Source organism: Ochrobactrum sp. XJ1 (genome assembly GCF_024701725.1).
GTDB classification, from domain to species: Bacteria; Pseudomonadota; Alphaproteobacteria; order Rhizobiales; family Rhizobiaceae; genus Brucella; species Brucella anthropi.
This window is the reverse complement of sequence record NZ_VDGD01000001.1, coordinates 553,832-570,801: the sequence shown is the minus strand read 5'-3', so window position 1 is coordinate 570,801 and position 16,970 is coordinate 553,832. Positions and strand designations below refer to the sequence as shown.

The following is a 16,970-nucleotide window of genomic DNA, read 5'->3' as shown; positions in this document are numbered from 1 at the left end:
GGTTTCTTGCATTGCATTTGCTAAAATTTTGCCATCCCGAACACAATTTGTCGTCAGAACAGCACAGGTTTTTCTTGGTGAATCGCCTGAAGCCATTATAAGGACGGTTGCGGGACCTGCCTCATGGTCCTATACGGGTGACTTGCCATGATAAATCAAACGGTCCCTCCGCTTTTCCCTCACCGCCACCTGCTGGGCATCAAGGGGCTTTCGCCCCTGGACATTCTCTGCCTTCTTGATCTCGCCGATCAGGAAATCGCTGTCTCCAGACAGCCAGAGAAGAAAAAGTCCGTGCTTCGCGGTCGCACGCAAATCAATCTCTTCTTCGAAGCATCGACACGAACGCAATCGTCGTTCGAGCTGGCCGGAAAACGGCTCGGTGCCGACGTCATGAATATGTCTGTCGGCAACTCGTCGGTCAAGAAAGGCGAAACGCTCATCGATACAGCGATGACGCTGAACGCCATGCAGCCGGATATATTGGTTATCCGTCACGCTTCGGCGGGCGCGGCTGCCCTGCTCGCGCAGAAAGTCGGCTGTTCGGTGGTCAACGCCGGTGACGGCGCGCACGAACACCCCACCCAGGCACTTCTCGATGCGCTGACCATTCGTCGCGCCAAGGGCGGAATCGAAAACCTGATCGTCGCCATTTGCGGCGATGTGCTGCATTCCCGCGTCGCACGCTCCAACATTCTCCTTCTCAACGCGCTTGGCGCAAGGGTGCGTGTCGTCGCGCCATCCACCCTTCTGCCTTCCGGCATGGCCGATATGAGCGTCGAAGTCTTCAATTCGATGGAAGAAGGCTTGAAAGATGCCGACGTCGTCATGATGCTGCGCCTTCAGCGTGAGCGCATGGCCGGCTCCTTCGTGCCTTCGGTACGCGAATATTTCCGCTTCTACGGCCTGGATAAAGAGAAGCTCAAAGTCGCCAAGCCAGACGCGCTCGTCATGCATCCCGGTCCGATGAATCGCGGCGTCGAGATCGCATCCGACGTTGCCGACGGACCGCAGAGCGTGATCCAGCAACAGGTAGAAATGGGTGTCGCCGTGCGTATGGCCGTGATGGAAGCCCTGCTCGATCCGCGCCGTAATCCCAGCAACGGAGAAGCAGCATGAGCGCGATCCTGTTTGAAAACGCGCGCGTCATCGATCCGTCGCGCGGTCTCGATGAAACCGGCAGCGTTCTGATCTGCGATGGCAAGATTGTTGCCGCCGGAGCGGATGCCCGCAATCAGGGCGCGCCGGAAGGCGCAGAAATCATCGACCTGAATGGCAAGGCAGTATTGCCTGGCCTCGTGGATGCCCGCGTCTTCGTCGGTGAGCCCGGCGCTGAACATCGCGAAACCATCGCCTCGGCAAGCCGCGCGGCAGCTGCTGGCGGTGTAACCTCAATCATCATGATGCCCGACACCGATCCGGTGATCGATGACGTAGCTCTGGTGGAATTTGTCAAACGCACGGCGCGTGACACGGCTGTCGTCAATGTGCACCCGGCTGCGGCGATCACCAAAGGTCTGCGCGGCGAAGAAATGACCGAAATCGGCCTGCTGCGCGATGCCGGTGCCGTCGCCTTCACGGAAGGCAGGCAGACGATCGCCAATACCCAGCTCATGCGGCGCGCTCTGACCTACGCCCGCGATTTCAATGCCGTGATTGCCTGCGAAACACGCGATCCGTTCCTTGGTGCGAATGGCGTGATGAACGAGGGTCTGTTTGCAAGCTGGCTCGGTCTTTCCGGGAGTCCGCGTGAAGCGGAGGTGATTCCCCTGGAACGCGATCTCCGTCTAGCAGCCCTGACCAACAGCAACTATCATGCCGCACAGCTTTCCTGCGAAATGTCGGCGGAAGCTGTTCGCCGCGCCAAGGATCTCGGCGCGAAGGTAACGGCAGGCGTATCGATCAACCATTTGTCGCTTAATGAAAACGACATTGGTGAATTCCGCACGTTTTTCCGACTTTCGCCACCTTTGCGCGGAGAACAGGATCGCCTTGCTATGGTCGAAGCCGTGAAGAACGGCACCATCGATATTGTCGTTTCGGCTCATGATCCGCAAGATGTCGATACCAAACGCCTGCCCTTTGCTGATGCCGAAGCCGGTGCCATCGGCCTTGAAACATTGCTGGGGGCCGCACTTCGTCTCTATCACAATGACAGCATTCCGCTGCCGCGGCTGGTTGAAGTGCTATCAACAGCTCCAGCGCGTATTTTCGGCCTTGATGCTGGTACGCTAAAGCCAGGCGCCAAGGCAGATCTCGCCATTGTCGATCTGGATGAGCCTTGGATCGTACGTGAAGAAGATCTGCACTCGCTATCCAAGAACAGTTGCTTTGAAAGTGCTCGCTTTCAAGGTCGCGTCGTCCACACCTTAGTGGCTGGCAAGACCGTTTACTCGGCTTGAAAAACGCCGCATAACCCGGAACAATCATTCGAAAATTCCGGGTAGGCGGAATCAAGAAACAAGGGGACATTCATGGCCGAACCGGGATTCCTTAGCTTGACGCTCATAGGGGCGCTCGTCTTCGGCTATTTTCTTGGCTCCATTCCATTTGGTTTGATCCTGACCCGGCTTGCAGGATTGGGCGACGTCCGGTCCATCGGCTCGGGCAATATCGGCGCGACGAACGTGCTGCGCACCGGTAACAAGAAGCTTGCCGCTGCGACGCTGATTTTTGACATGCTGAAAGGTACGGTCGCCGTTCTCGTCGCTTCACGCTACGGCCCGGACGCCGCTATTGGTGCAGGCTTCGGTGCCTTTATCGGGCATCTCTTTCCAGTATGGATCGGCTTCAAGGGTGGCAAAGGCGTCGCCACCTATCTGGGCGTCCTCATCGGGCTTGCATGGCCCGGAGCATTGGTCTTCGCTGCCGTCTGGATCGTGACGGCACTTTTGACGCGCTATTCCTCCCTTGCGGCACTTATCGCCAGCATCGTTGTTCCCATTGCGCTCTATTCGCGGGGGTATCCAGCAATCGCAGTGCTCTTTGCGATCATGACGGTCATCGTTATCTTCAAACATAAGGCCAACATTACGCGCCTCTTAAACGGCACCGAGAGCAAGATCGGAGCCAAGGGATGAAGGAAAGCGCGAATTCGAAAACTGGAATTCGCCTCTCTGATCGCCAGCGGCTTAACTGGCTACGCCTCATCCGAACCGACAATATCGGCCCTGTCACCTTTCGCGATCTGATTCTGTTTTGTGGCTCAGCATCAAGCGCGATAGAAATGCTACCTGATCTCAATATCAGAGGCGGCAGTGCCCGTCCGATCCGCGTTGCGTCCATGGACGACGCTGAGCGCGAGCTTGAAGCTATTGAACGCGCCGGTGCCCGTCTTGTCGGCATGGGCGAACCGGATTATCCACAGCAACTCAAGAATTGTGAGGCTCCGCCCCCTTTGGTTACGATCAAGGGGAATGCAGCCATTTTCAGCAAGCCACCCATCGCTATTGTCGGTTCACGTAATGCTTCGGTGATTGGCGCACGTTTTACCGAGCGTCTGGCACATGATCTTGGCGAGGCAGGATTTGCTGTGATTTCCGGACTTGCCCGCGGCATTGATGCCGCTGCGCACCGCGCAAGCATGAAAACCGGTACCGTAGCAGTACTTGCAGGTGGACTTGACCGCCCCTATCCGCCGGAAAACCTTCCACTCTATCACGCCATACCAGAACAAGGTGGCGCGCTCATAAGCGAAATGCCAATGGGCGCAGAGCCACGCTCGCGTGATTTTCCACGCCGCAATCGGATTATTGCAGGCTTGTCGCTGGGTTTGATCGTCGTCGAAGCAGCAGAGCGTTCCGGCTCGCTTATCAGCGCGCGTATGGCTGGGGACATGGGACGCACCGTGTTCGCTGTTCCTGGCTCTCCGCTTGATCCTCGTGCGCGCGGCACAAACCTGCTTCTGAAACAAGGTGCGACACTGGTTACCGAAGCAAACGATGTCATTGAAGCACTCCGGCCGCTGGCCGGTCCAAACGCCTATCAGGCGAATATACCAGCACAGCCAGATCTTTTATCCCCAGCGCTGGAAGAACCGGAATCGCTCCAACCGTTCGCAACGGAAGAGCAAAGAGACATCGTTATCGATGCGCTCGGTCCTGTACCGACCGACATTGACACCCTCGTTCGTCACACGGGTATGGATACTGGAGCTGTTCAGCTCATTCTGCTGGAACTGGACTTGGCAGGGCGGCTCCATCGATATGCCGGCAATCAGGTGGCATTGGTTCCGATGGAGTGACGACTGTTACGACTCGGCCTCATTGTGAAGCGCTTCCCGAGCCTCAATGAGAGCTATTTCGATCATATAGGCCAGCAACACATAATTCGTACTTTTCGCCATCAAACTGAGCTGTTCAAGCATCTGCTCTATATATGCTACCGTCTCGGAGCGAGTCGCGGTTTCCATATCCTCACCGTCTTCCATCTCTGGAAAACTCGCCGTATCATCCATACCTATCTCCTCGAGAGATAAACTCGATTTCTTCATACCCTATGCTACTATTGGTTTCATTCAACTTAACAGCAATCTTAAGTTGTATTTCGTGATTTTTGTTGTCCTGCTCTTGACCAAACGCTGCCCGCTGTTCATGTGAAGGCAACGAATTTCACGCGGAGAGGAGGTATTTTATCTCCATGGGGCGCGAATCTGGGCTGCTTTAAATGAACGTCGTCGTTGTCGAATCGCCTGCCAAGGCTAAAACCATCAATAAATATCTGGGCTCGAACTATAAGGTTCTGGCCTCGTTCGGTCATGTGCGGGACTTGCCAGCCAAGGATGGCTCGGTTCGTCCCGACGAAGACTTTGCAATGTCGTGGGAGGTGGATAGCAATTCCTCCAAACGCCTTGCCGATATTGTCAAAGCGCTGAAAGACAGCGATGGCATCATTCTCGCAACCGATCCGGATCGCGAAGGTGAAGCCATTTCCTGGCATGTGCTTGAAGTGCTCAACCAGAAAAAGGCGCTCAAGGGCAAGACAGTCAAACGTGTGGCTTTCAATGCCATCACCAAGAAGGCTGTTCTGGATGCCATCGCCAATCCGCGCGACATCGATGAACCTCTGGTCGATGCATATCTTGCACGCCGTGCACTGGATTATCTTGTCGGCTTCACGCTTTCGCCCGTTCTGTGGCGCAAACTGCCGGGCGCGCGCTCGGCTGGCCGCGTTCAGTCTGTTGCGCTGCGTCTCGTTGCAGATCGTGAATCCGAGATCGAACGCTTCATCCGTGAGGAATACTGGAATATCGCGGCGTTGTTGAAAACGCCGCGCAATGACAGTTTCACCGCCCGTCTCACTGCCGTTGACGGCAAGAAGCTCGGCAAACTCGACATCAAGAATGGTGAACAGGCAACGGCCATTCGCACCATGCTGGAAGGCGCAAGCTTCAAGGCTCTTTCTGTCGAGGCAAAGCCAACCAAGCGCAATCCGGGACCGCCATTCACCACGTCAACCTTGCAGCAGGCCGCATCCGGCCAGCTCGGATTTTCTGCCTCGCGCACCATGCAAGTGGCGCAGCGACTTTACGAAGGTGTCGATATTGGCGGCGAGACTGCCGGCCTGATCACCTATATGCGTACCGATGGCGTGCAGATAGCTCCGGAAGCCATCAATGCGGCCCGCGACGCCATCGGCAAAAGCTTCGGCGCAAAATATGTGCCGGAAAAGCCGCGCTATTATTCCAGCAAGGCAAAGAACGCACAGGAAGCGCACGAAGCCATCCGGCCAACGGATTTCTCGCGTCACCCGAAGGATGTGCGTCGCTATCTCGATGACGATCAGGCGCGGCTCTATGAGCTCATCTGGAAGCGCGCCATCGCCAGCCAGATGCAGGCTGCCGACATTGAGCGTACAACCGTCGACATTGAGGCGGTCAACAGCTCGCGTTCGGCCATGCTGCGCGCCAATGGGTCTGTCACTAAGTTCGATGGCTTCCTCGCAGCCTATATGGATCATCGCGAAGAAGAGGACGACGACGAGGATAGCGCAAAGCTGCCGGAAATTCGTTCCGGTGAAGCTCTGGCGCGCGCGAAGATCGATGCGACCCAGCATTCGACCGAACCGCCGCCGCGCTATTCGGAAGCTTCGCTCATCAAGAAGATGGAAGAACTCGGTATCGGTCGTCCTTCGACCTATGCCGCGACTCTGGCCACGCTGCGCGATCGCGAATACATCACCATCGACAAGCGCAAGCTCATTCCGGAACCCAAGGGTCGTCTGGTCACCGCCTTCCTTGAGAGTTTCTTCGAGCGCTATGTGGAATATGATTTCACGGCAGACCTTGAGGAAAAGCTCGATCTTATTTCGGACGGCAAGCTTTCCTGGAAAGACGTTTTGCGCGATTTTTGGCGCGACTTCTCGGGTAATGTCGATGACATCAAGGAATTGCGCGTCACCAATGTTCTCGACGCACTGAACGAAGAACTGGCACCACTGGTGTTCCCGGCACGAGAAGACGGTAGCGATCCACGTTCGTGCCCGACCTGCGGCACAGGAATGCTGTCGTTGAAGCTTGGAAAATACGGTGCATTCGTCGGCTGTTCCAACTATCCGGAATGCAAGTATACTCGCCAGCTCGGCGGCGACGCCAACGGCGAATCTGCTGCTGCGGACGAACCGAAATCGCTCGGCAAGGACCCCTTCACCGGTGAGGAAATCACCGCACGGACCGGTCGTTTCGGCCCCTATGTCCAACGTGGCGAGGGCAAGGAAGCAAAGCGCGCCAGCCTTCCGAAAGGCTGGACCGTAGATACGCTCGACCATGAGAAAGCCGTTGCGCTTCTGTCCCTGCCGCGCGACATCGGGCAGCATCCAGAAACCGGCAAGATGATCTCCGCTGGCATCGGTCGCTACGGGCCTTATGTTAGCCATGACGGCACGTTCGCCAATCTGGAGAATGCCGAAGAGGTCTTCTCCGTCGGCCTCAATCGCGCCGTATCGGTTCTGGCCGACAAACAGTCGAAGGGGGGCGGTCGTGGCCGCTCCACGCCGGCTGCATTGGCGACACTTGGCGACCATCCAGACGGTGGCTCGATTACAGTTCGCGACGGTCGCTATGGGCCTTATGTCAACTGGGGCAAGGTCAATGCCACTTTGCCGAAGGGCAAGGACCCGGCAAGTGTCACGCTGGAAGAAGCATTGGCTCTGATTACGGAAAAGGCCGGGTCGTCCAAGAGTAAAAAAGCCCCTGCTCGCAAGGCTTCAGCCAGCACTGAAAAGAAAGCTGCTGCAAAAAAGCCCGCGGCCAAGAAGGCATCAGCAAAAGCCAAGTCGACAGCCAAGCCGAAAGCCAAATCCAAGGCCGAGACGGTAGAGGAGTAGCAATTGGCACGCCGTTTTTCCAAATCCGATACCGGTCGATCCGCACGGACCGAACGGCGTGCAGCCAAAGCAAAATCTGCCGATGGGAAGAGCGATCCCAATGCGTTTCTGCCAACCCGCGAAGAGGTTCTCAAATATATTGAAGAGAATCCTGACCGGGCAGGCAAGCGCGAACTGGCAAAAGCATTCAACATCAAGGGCGATGCGCGGGTTTATCTGAAAGATCTTCTACGCGAACTTTCTGATGAGGGTCTGGTTGAAAAACGCGCCCGCAAACTGTCTCGCCCCGGCGCACTGCCTGCTGTCACCGTGCTGGATATTACCGGGCGCGACGAAGATGGCGGTTTGCTCGCACGTCCGTCGGAATGGGACGAGGCCGGTTACGGCAAACCACCTATTGTCCTGATCCGCCGCACCCGGCTCAACAAAGCCTCAGAAGGCGGCCCGGCAGTCGGCGTCGGCGACCGCGTTCTGGCGAAAATATTCCGCAGTGAAGATCGCGACGGACCAGATTATACCGCCCGCGTCATGAAGCGTCTCGAGCACCGCACGAACGCGGTGCTGGGTATTGTTCGCAAGCTCGGCAACGGTGAATGGCGGCTGGACCCTGTAAACCGAAAACAGCCTGAGGTGCAGCTCGATCCGGCACAGCTGGAAAACGCTGAAGCTGGCGATCTTGTTGAAGTGGACCTGATTTCCTCGCGTCGTCAGGGATTGCCGCGCGGCAAAGTTCGACAGGTGGTTGGGTCTATCGACAGCGAAAAAGCCCTGTCGATGATTGCCATCCATGAGCATGAAATTCCGCATGTTTTCCCGGCTGAAGCGCTGAGCGAAGCAGAAGCCGCCCAGCCTGCGACGATGGACGGCCGGGAAGACTGGCGTGACATTCCGCTTCTCACCATTGATCCGGCTGACGCCAAAGATCATGACGACGCCGTTTACGCCGAGCCGGATAAAGACCCTGAAAATCCGGGTGGCCAGATTGTTATCGTAGCGATTGCTGACGTCGCCGCCTATGTCCGTCCAGATTCCGCGCTTGATCGTGAAGCACAGAAGCGCGGTAACTCGGTCTATTTCCCGGACAGGGTCGTGCCGATGCTTCCCGAACGGATTTCAAACAACCTTTGTTCGCTTCGTGAGCTTGAAGATCGCCCCGCTCTTGCCGTCCGTATGATTTTTGCTTCTGACGGGCGCAAGAAGTCACACAAATTCCATCGCATCATGATGAAATCGGCAGCTAAGCTTGCCTACTCGCAAGCCCAGGCTGCCATTGACGGCGCGCCGGATGACAAGACCACGCCCATTCTCGACGGCATACTAAAACCGCTGTGGGACGCCTATGCTGTGCTGAAGCGTGGGCGCGATGCCCGCGAGCCGCTGGAACTTGACCTGCCAGAAAAGAAAATTCTGCTCACGCCCGATGGAAAGGTAGACAAGGTTATCGTTCCTGAACGGCTCGATGCACACAAGCTCATCGAAGAGTTCATGATTCAGGCGAACGTCGCTGCCGCAGAAACATTGGAAGCGCACCGCCAGCCGTTGATTTTCCGCATTCACGATGCTCCGGCTCTTGCCAAACAGGAAACCCTGCGTGAATTCCTACGTACGCTTGATCTGAGTCTTGCCAAGGGCGCGGAGCTGCAGCCAGCACAGTTCAACCGGATTCTTGAGGCCGTTGAAGGCTCGGATCATCAAGAACTGGTCAATCAGGTCGTGCTGCGCACGCAAAGCCAAGCGGAATATAACCCCGATAATATCGGGCATTTCGGCCTGCATCTGCGCCGTTATGCGCATTTCACCTCGCCGATCCGCCGCTATGCCGACCTCATCGTTCACCGCGCTTTGATCAAAGCCCTGAAACTGGGAAGTGACGGACTAACGACAGAAGAAGAAACACAGCTCGAAGAAATCTCCGCACTGATTTCCTCGACCGAGCGTCGCGCCATGCTGGCCGAGCGTGAAACAGTAGACCGCCTCATCGCGCATTTTCTCGCCGCACATCTCGGCGACGAATATGAAGGGCGCGTTACGGGCGTCACACGGGCAGGCCTTTTCGTGAACCTTGCGACATATGGCGCGGATGGGCTGGTACCCATTTCAACTTTAGGTCATGAATACTATTTATATGACGAAGCGAACCATGCGATTGCCGGTGAACGGAGCGGTAAAGGCTTCCGGCTTGGTGATACAGTGACGGTTCGGCTTGTAGAGGCGCTCCCCGTTGCGGGCGCGCTTCGCTTTGAGATGGTTTCGGAACCGCATCCCCTGCCGATGGCGACCCGCTCGCATCATAAGGCAAGCCGGACGATGCGTGGGCGAAGGGGTAAACCCGCGGGTATTCCGCGTCAGAAGAGAAGAGGTCGCTGATGAGCACGCTAGAGGCCAATTCCGCGCAAAATGTTCAGGTTTTCGGTGGCGAAAGCCCCAAGGCCGCTCACCCGAAACGCCCTTTGGGTGAAGCTATGTGGCGCGGCTTTCGCGGACGTTGCCCGCATTGTGGTGAAGGAAAGCTTTTCCGGTCGTTTGTGAAGCCAGTGGCGCAGTGTTCCGTGTGTGGCGAAGACTACACGGAACAACGTGCCGACGACCTTCCTGCATACCTCACCATTCTGATCGTGGGACACGTGGTTGTAGGCGCTTTCATGGGTGTGGAAGCAACCACCAATCTGCCACTCTGGGCTCATATGGCGATCTGGGGACCGTTGACTGTGATCATGTCGCTGCTGCTGCTTCAACCTATGAAGGGCGCGACTATCGGCCTGCAATGGGCGCTCTACATGCATGGTTTCGGAGGTAAGGGCGAAGGTGAATATGGCGACGTGACCTGAAAGTCACCATGACTGCCATGGTTCAGCCCCCATCCACTTCGACTAAAGCCGTGAAAGCTTTGCGACCGCGTGACGCCGCATCCCTTTTGCTTGTCGACCGGTCGGGCAGCAAGCCGCGAATTCTCATGGGCAGACGCCACGCCAGCCTCGCCTTTATGCCCGGAAAGTTTGTTTTTCCGGGTGGTCGTGCCGATCCTGTAGACGGCGCTATCGCTGCCGCGGCTGAACTGAATAGTAATGATGTTGCCAAGCTGCTCGCAGGCATGGGGGCTCGTGCATCGCTGCGCCGCGCCCGTGCACTCGGCCTATGTGCCATTCGCGAAACCTTTGAAGAGACTGGCCTTCGCATCGGGCAAGCGACCTCAGCACCGGTTGCTTTGCCCACACATCGCGACTGGTCGGCCTTCCTCAATAAAGGCATGATGCCGGCTTTGAACAGCCTGCGTTATTTTGCTCGTGCGGTAACGCCCCCGGACTATGTTCGCCGTTTCGACACCCGTTTTTTTATCGCATTTCGCGATCATATATCGAAACTCGATCAGCAGCCACTCGTTCCCAGTGGCGAACTGGAAGACCTCGATTGGGTTTCCATTGATCAAATCGATTCACTCGACGTCGCTCATATTACTCAGGCGATCTTGAAAGAAGCGCGCGTGCTTCTAACGGATACCGAATTTGAACTGCCAGCCACCTTGCCGGTGGTACAATATTGGAAGCGGCATGGCCGCTTCATTCGCGAAGTGATCTGAACCCGATGAATAAAGAAATCCAACCCGCCGATCTTGTCCCGCAAGAACCTGGCGGCGGGCCGGCAGAGGGCCAGATGCACTGGCGTTCGCTTGCAGCAGCCATTGCCACGATCAGTGCAGTTGGTGCAGCAATTGGGCTGGGCATTCCGCTGTTGAGCGTTCTTCTGGAAAGCCGCGGTCATTCCGCCAGTCTGATAGGCGCTAACACTGCCGTGGCAGGACTGGCATCCATCGTTGCGGCTCCCCTTGCCGCCCCCATCGCCGCACGACTGGGTGTGGTCAAGGCGATTTTCCTTATGCTCATCATCGGAAGCGGAGCCTTTCTCGGCTTCCACTTCTTTCAACCGCTCTGGGCGTGGTTTGCGCTGCGCATCGTCCTGCATTTCGCGCTGACCGTACTTTTCGTTTTGTCCGAGTACTGGATCAATGCCTCCGCACCACCTGAGAAGCGCGGGCTCGTGCTTGGAATCTATTCGACATCACTTTCGCTGGGCTTTGCACTCGGACCGTGGTTGTTCTCGAAAATCGGGAGCACGGGCGGACTGCCTTTCTATGTCGGCTTCGTCATCATTCTGATCGCCCTCATACCGGTTGCGTTCGCATGGCGCGACAGTCCCGACTTCGAAGAAGGCGAACACGTCCCGTTCCTGCCCTTCATCTTTGCCGTTCCGACTGCAACTATGGCTGTCTTTGTTTTTGGTGCTGTGGAAACCGGCGGCTTTGCCCTCTTTCCAGTCTTCGGAGCGCGTATCGGTTATCCGGAAGCAGACGCAGCACTTCTGCTTACGATGATCGGCCTCGGCAATGTGTTGATGCAGATTCCATTAGGCCTTGTCAGCGATCGCATTTCGGATCGCCGCAAACTTCTGCTCTTCTGCGCCACGACGGGCCTGATCGGTATGATCGCCCTGCCCTATCTCATGCAGCACTGGTATCTCATGGCAGCCATTCTGTTCCTATGGGGCGGTGTAGTGGCTGGCCTCTATACGATCGGCCTCGCGCATCTCGGCTCCGAGCTGACGGGACGTGAGCTGGCATCCGCCAATGCCGCTTTCGTGTTCTGTTATGCCATCGGCATGCTTGCAGGACCGCAAGCCGTTGGTGTCGGTATGGACATGCTGGGACCAAAAGGATTCCCCATGACTCTCGGTGTGTTTTTTGCCGCATATGCACTCTTTGCAGCAGGAAGGCTGCTTTTGAGGAAGAAGCGGGCTTGACTTTTCGCCGCCAATACGTAGTGTCGCGCCAAATTTCCGCTGCCGGATGAGATTACCGGAATCGCTGGAGGTTTCCATCCATTGAGCATGATCCCGAGAATTGGGAACCGATTTTCGGCAAGATCATGCTCCGGCAAAGATACAGAGCAGGTAATTCGATATGGCCAAGGCTACGACGATCAAGATCAAGCTTTTGTCGACCGCTGACACCGGCTTCTTCTACGTAACGAAGAAGAACAGCCGCACGATGACGGAAAAGATGACAAAGACCAAGTACGACCCGATTGCGCGCAAGCACGTCGAGTTCAAGGAAACGAAGATCAAGTAATTCGTTTTCGGTCGTCATCGACAAGATGATTGAGATAAAAAGCCGTCTCTTCCGAGACGGCTTTTTTGCTTCCAGCTTCGTGGGTTCTTCAGGCAGCCGAAGAGACAATGCGATTGCGACCACCTTTCTTTGCCTGATAGAGCGCAGCATCTGCCCTCGAGAAAAGAGCGTCAGCGCTATCCCCCATCAGCCTCAGCCCTGCAACGCCCATGCTTATGGTCAAGTTGACCTTGTGCTTACCGGTGGCAACCGCAAAGGGCGTGTCTGACACAGCAACCCGGATTCGCTCGGCAACAGCCTTCGCAGCCTCCACATCGCTATCCGGCAGAACGACGACAAACTCCTCTCCGCCGTAGCGACACATGAGATCCATCCCACGGATATTCTTGCGCAGGCGCGTCGCAAATTCGCGAAGAACATCGTCACCAGCATCATGCCCGTATTGGTCGTTGATCCGTTTGAAGTGATCGAAGTCGAGCATGATGACTGACAATGGCCGCTCGCGCCCCATGGCGCGGGTCAGCAGGACAGGCATATGTGTATCGAGATAGCGGCGGTTGTGCAGCCCTGTGAGACTATCCGTCACCGCCATGGTGATCGTACGGTTCAGGCTCTGCCGCAGTAAATCGTTATAGCACTTCCGTTTGATCTGGGTTCGCAAGCGCGCAAACAGCTCCAGCTTCTCAAGCGGACGCATCAGATAGTCATTTACGCCAAGCTCCAGCGCACGCACCACGAGCGCGCCCTCATCTTCCCGAACAACGAGAATGATCGGCACCAGCCTTGTGCGTTCGATGGTTCGCAACTGCGAACAAAGGCGCAGCGGATCGTAATAAGTGAAGTTGGCTGAAACGACGATACTGTCGTAATCCGTATCTATCGCCCGGATCAAAGCCGTGTTGGCATCGCTGGCCACATCGACACGATAGGTCTCTCCAAGAATGAGACGAAGGCGTGCAGCCGCCAGTTCGTCCTCATCAACTATGAGAATGCGGGCGACCTCATCCTTATCGGCATAATTCCCGCCCATCTTGCTTGCCAGCAGCGTTTCCACTTCCGCGTCCGCAACTGTGCCCGTTCGCTGGAAAAGCTCATCAGAAACCAGTTTCAGCCGCGCCAGACTCTTCACACGCGACAATAATTGAAGATCGCTGACGGGCTTTGACAGAAAGTCGTCGGCGCCAGCTTCAAGGCCGCGAATCTTGTCATCGACACCATCGAGCGACGTCACCATCACAACAGGAATATTGGACGTACGTGGATCATCTTTCAATCGACGACATACTTCAAAACCGTCCATCTCCGGCATCAATATATCTAGAAGAACGACGTCAATCTGGCCGCCCAGACAAAGCTCAATGGCTTCAGGACCGCTATAAGCCGTAATAACCTCATAATATTCGGAGAGGAGCCTTGCCTCGAGGAGCTTTACATTGGAATCCACATCGTCAACGACGAGAATTCGTGCAGTCATGATGCCCCTCGCCCTGATTTCCGCTAAGCGTCGCCCAAATAGGATTTGATTGTCTCTATGAAGCGCGGCACCGATATCGGCTTGGATATATAGGCTTCACAGCCGCCCTGCCGAATACGCTCCTCGTCGCCCTTCATTGCAAAAGCCGTCACGGCAATAACCGGAATGTGCCGCAACTCGTCATCGTCTTTCAGCCATTTTGTGACTTCCAGTCCCGACACCTCGGGAAGCTGTATGTCCATGAGAATCAGATCAGGTCGATGTTCGCGCGCAAGATCGAGCGCCTCAAGCCCGTTTCTCGTCCGGATGGTCTCATATCCGCTGGCTTCGATAAGATCGCGAAACAACTTCATATTGAGTTCGTTGTCTTCGACAATCATCACGCTTTTCGGCATCGAAAATTCCTTGGTCTTATTCCCTGCAGCAACCCGGCATTTGCTCGATTTTCTTATCCGCCAGAGAGTCCCCACTTCTTAGACTGCGGGTAGTTTAACCTCATTTCATTGATGAAAGGCAAATAATTCCATTGTTCCTCGACTGAGCGACCGTTACACATTCGGCAAAGCAACAGAAAAAGCGGAGAAACCACATGAAAACGCCGATGAGCCAGGCGGATGCGGAAGCGATCGCCATTGAAGCGTTGGCGTGGTTGGCTCAGGACAAGGACCTGCTGCCTCGCTTCCTCGCCCTGACAGGCATTGAAGCTGCGTCGATCCGGCAGGCAGCACGTGAACCTGGCTTTCTGGCGGGTGTATTACAATTTTTTCTGACACATGAGCCGACGCTGCTGCGCTACTGCGACGAGGCTGGCCGTGATCCGGCAACAATTGAGAAAGCCTTGTCATATCTGCCCGGCGGGCTGAACCAGCACCTTTAGCAAAGACTTCGATCCGCAATTAAAAGCCCGGCATTGCCGGGCTTCTTGGTAATTATTCAGCAGCGGGATTTGCCGCAGAAACCTCGGCTTCGTTCGAAACCGACAATACGTTCAACTCGTGCTGCTTGCCATCCCGTGCAGTCCAGGAAATCGACTGGCCGGGTGCAAGGCCGATCAGCGCAGTACCGATAGGCGTGAGAATCGAAATTTTGCCCTGCGCGATATCCGCTTCGCCCGGATATACCAGAGTCACCCGACGCTCCTGCCCGTCATTGGAGCGAAACTCCACAGTAGAGCCCATGTGAATCACATTCTGCGGCAAACGCTTCGCAGGAACGACTTTCGCGCGGTCAAGTTCAACCATCAACTCCTCGGCGATCTCCTCGAGACGTTCCGAAACGTTTGTGGCCAGCCCCATCAGACGCTCATAGTCGATTTCGCTAACAACGATATTGGGCTTCTTGCGATTCTTTCCGCTCATGGCGAGTGCTCACTGCTGTTGAAAGGTAATAAGTCTCCGTGCTGTTTCTGCACGAAGCCGTTCAGATTGATTTTAATGAAAGCGCTTATTTGAAATCCGCTTTTGGACAAGCGGCGTACCGTCCCCCGGAGTTCCCCTGCGCTAGGCAGAACTCGAGGGTAGCTATCCCGTGATCGGATAAACCCGATGAAGTATGGATGCAAAACGGTTGTTCATATTGCTAAACTTGGTGATATTCCCGGCAATGTCAAGTGTAAGACCAACCGGGATGATATATCCCCATGGCACTTCGGCCTTTCGATGCTATAAAAGGATGTTCCTTTTATGTTCATCAGACGGTTCGTCCTCATGGCTGACACCATTGCACCTAACAGTTCGGAAAAAGGTGTATGCCGCGACTGCCTTGCGCCGCAAAAATCGCACACTGGCAGACGATGCCATGCATGCGGCAGCCCTCGCCTTCTCCGTCACAGCGAGCTTTATAAGCTCTCTCTGGCGCATGTTGATTGTGATGCGTTTTACGCCTCGGTCGAAAAACGCGACAATCCGGAACTGCGGGACAAACCGCTCATCATCGGCGGCGGAAAACGCGGCGTGGTATCGACGGCCTGCTATCTTGCCCGCATTCATGGCGTGCGATCTGCCATGCCCATGTTCAAGGCACTGGAAGCCTGTCCCGACGCCGTCGTCGTTAAGCCAAACATGGAAAAGTATGTTCGCGTTGGTCGTGAAGTGCGGCAAATGATGCGTGACCTGACGCCCCTCGTCGAACCTCTTTCCATCGATGAGGCTTTTCTGGATCTGAGCGGCACGGAACGCCTGCATAAAGCGCCACCTGCTATTGTTCTCGCCCACTTCGCCAAACGCGTAGAGGATGAAATAGGCATTTCTGCCTCGATCGGGCTATCCTATTGCAAGTTTCTGGCCAAGGTTGCATCAGATATCGAAAAGCCGCGCGGTTTTTCCGTTATCGGTGAAGCAGAAGCCCTGACGTTTCTGCGAGACCGATCCGTCAGCACGATCTGGGGAGTAGGCAAGGCTTTCGCAGCCAAACTGGAGAGTGACGGAATCAGGTCGATTGGCCAACTCCAGACGATGGAAGAAGGTGCACTTATGAAGGCGTATGGCACTATGGGGCAGCGTCTTTACCGTTTGTCACGAGGACAGGACAGCCGGAAGGTCGAGCCGGACCACGACATGAAAAGTGTTTCGGCAGAAACAACCTTCAACAATGACTTGTCGGATGCCAACGATCTCGTTCCTGTTCTTCGGGCGCTCGCCGAAAAGGTCTCGCGGCGACTGAAAGCAAGTGAAATAGCCGGGCGTACTGTCGTTTTGAAGCTGAAAACACACGACTTCAAATCGCGTACGCGCAATCGGCAGCTTTCTGATCCCACCCAGCTCGCGGACAGAATCTTCCGCCACGGATTGCAGCTTCTTGAAAAAGAACTGGATGGAACACGATTTAGATTGCTAGGGATTGGGGTTAGCGAGCTTTCTTCAAGTGATCGCGCCGATCCGCCCGATCTTGTAGACACTCAGGCGACCAAACGCGCCGTCGCCGAAAATGCCATCGACAAGTTGCGAAACAAATTTGGATTGAGTGTTGTCGAAACCGGCTATACCTTCTCCAAGGGCAATCTGGCACGCCCGCAAATGCCGCCAGATCGAGACGACCAGCATTGAAATTACAAAG

At 55.7% G+C, this 16,970-nt stretch carries 16 protein-coding genes; 12 read left to right on the top strand and 4 right to left on the bottom strand.

All coding sequences use genetic code 11. The features are described from left to right. Window positions 1–147: 147 nt before the first annotated feature. From FG152_RS02730 to dprA, 4 genes are all read left to right on the top strand, one after another. Window positions 148–1,116: an aspartate carbamoyltransferase catalytic subunit gene (locus tag FG152_RS02730; protein ID WP_010658865.1), complete on the top strand. Its 969-nt coding sequence runs from the start codon at window positions 148–150 to the stop codon at window positions 1,114–1,116. Beyond that, window positions 1,113–2,399: a dihydroorotase gene (locus FG152_RS02725; protein ID WP_010658866.1), complete on the top strand. Its 1,287-nt coding sequence runs from the start codon at window positions 1,113–1,115 to the stop codon at window positions 2,397–2,399. The genes FG152_RS02730 and FG152_RS02725 overlap by 4 nt, the downstream gene beginning before the upstream one ends. 72 nt (window positions 2,400–2,471) lie before the next feature. Further along, window positions 2,472–3,077 (top strand): glycerol-3-phosphate 1-O-acyltransferase PlsY, encoded by a 606-nt coding sequence (gene plsY / locus FG152_RS02720; RefSeq protein ID WP_010658867.1) that lies wholly within the window; start codon window positions 2,472–2,474, stop codon window positions 3,075–3,077. After that, window positions 3,074–4,240, top strand: a complete 1,167-nt coding sequence (gene dprA / locus FG152_RS02715; protein WP_010658868.1) for a DNA-processing protein DprA — start codon at window positions 3,074–3,076, stop codon at window positions 4,238–4,240. Before plsY ends, dprA begins: the two co-directional genes overlap by 4 nt. Window positions 4,241–4,246: 6 nt before the next feature. On the opposite strand, the gene FG152_RS02710 is transcribed toward dprA, so the two are convergent. Then, window positions 4,247–4,453 (bottom strand): hypothetical protein, encoded by a 207-nt coding sequence (locus FG152_RS02710; RefSeq protein WP_010658869.1) that lies wholly within the window; start codon window positions 4,451–4,453, stop codon window positions 4,247–4,249. Window positions 4,454–4,662: 209 nt separating this feature from the next. Between FG152_RS02710 and topA the strand changes: the two genes are divergently transcribed. The 6 genes from topA (at window position 4,663) to rpmG (ending at window position 12,442) form a co-directional block, all read left to right on the top strand. Further along, the gene (gene topA / locus FG152_RS02705; protein WP_010658870.1) at window positions 4,663–7,320 is read left to right on the top strand and encodes a type I DNA topoisomerase; all 2,658 of its coding nucleotides are present in this window, start codon (window positions 4,663–4,665) and stop codon (window positions 7,318–7,320) included. Between the two features lie 3 nt (window positions 7,321–7,323). Continuing rightward, the gene (gene rnr, locus FG152_RS02700) at window positions 7,324–9,687 is read left to right on the top strand and encodes a ribonuclease R (RefSeq protein WP_010658871.1); all 2,364 of its coding nucleotides are present in this window, start codon (window positions 7,324–7,326) and stop codon (window positions 9,685–9,687) included. Beyond that, window positions 9,687–10,148: a DUF983 domain-containing protein gene (locus tag FG152_RS02695; protein ID WP_010658872.1), complete on the top strand. Its 462-nt coding sequence runs from the start codon at window positions 9,687–9,689 to the stop codon at window positions 10,146–10,148. Before rnr ends, FG152_RS02695 begins: the two co-directional genes overlap by 1 nt. Before the next feature lie 8 nt (window positions 10,149–10,156). Next, window positions 10,157–10,897 (top strand): NUDIX hydrolase, encoded by a 741-nt coding sequence (locus FG152_RS02690; protein ID WP_036563468.1) that lies wholly within the window; start codon window positions 10,157–10,159, stop codon window positions 10,895–10,897. A gap of 74 nt (window positions 10,898–10,971) precedes the next feature. After that, window positions 10,972–12,114, top strand: a complete 1,143-nt coding sequence (locus FG152_RS02685; RefSeq protein WP_010658874.1) for an MFS transporter — start codon at window positions 10,972–10,974, stop codon at window positions 12,112–12,114. Between the two features lie 160 nt (window positions 12,115–12,274). After that, on the top strand, window positions 12,275–12,442 hold the full coding sequence (rpmG, locus tag FG152_RS02680; RefSeq protein ID WP_002966024.1) for a 50S ribosomal protein L33: 168 nt from the start codon (window positions 12,275–12,277) through the stop codon (window positions 12,440–12,442). Between the two features lie 88 nt (window positions 12,443–12,530). On the opposite strand, the gene FG152_RS02675 is transcribed toward rpmG, so the two are convergent. Continuing rightward, window positions 12,531–13,916: a PleD family two-component system response regulator gene (locus FG152_RS02675; protein ID WP_010658875.1), complete on the bottom strand. Its 1,386-nt coding sequence runs from the start codon at window positions 13,914–13,916 to the stop codon at window positions 12,531–12,533. Window positions 13,917–13,939: 23 nt separating this feature from the next. Beyond that, entirely contained in the window at window positions 13,940–14,311 is a 372-nt protein-coding gene (locus FG152_RS02670; RefSeq protein ID WP_010658876.1) for a response regulator, read from the bottom strand. Between the two features lie 194 nt (window positions 14,312–14,505). Here FG152_RS02670 and FG152_RS02665 point away from each other — a divergent pair, with 194 nt between their 5' ends. Then, entirely contained in the window at window positions 14,506–14,793 is a 288-nt protein-coding gene (locus FG152_RS02665) for a DUF3572 domain-containing protein (protein ID WP_010658877.1), read from the top strand. A gap of 52 nt (window positions 14,794–14,845) precedes the next feature. Here the strand turns inward: FG152_RS02665 and rnk are convergent, their stop codons facing one another. Continuing rightward, window positions 14,846–15,274: a nucleoside diphosphate kinase regulator gene (gene rnk / locus FG152_RS02660; RefSeq protein WP_010658878.1), complete on the bottom strand. Its 429-nt coding sequence runs from the start codon at window positions 15,272–15,274 to the stop codon at window positions 14,846–14,848. Window positions 15,275–15,622: 348 nt separating this feature from the next. On the opposite strand from rnk, the gene FG152_RS02655 reads away from it, so the two are divergent. Then, window positions 15,623–16,960 carry a DNA polymerase IV gene (locus tag FG152_RS02655; RefSeq protein ID WP_151576584.1) on the top strand — a complete coding sequence of 446 codons (1,338 nt, stop codon included), beginning with the start codon at window positions 15,623–15,625 and terminating at the stop codon, window positions 16,958–16,960. Window positions 16,961–16,970 lie beyond the last annotated feature (10 nt).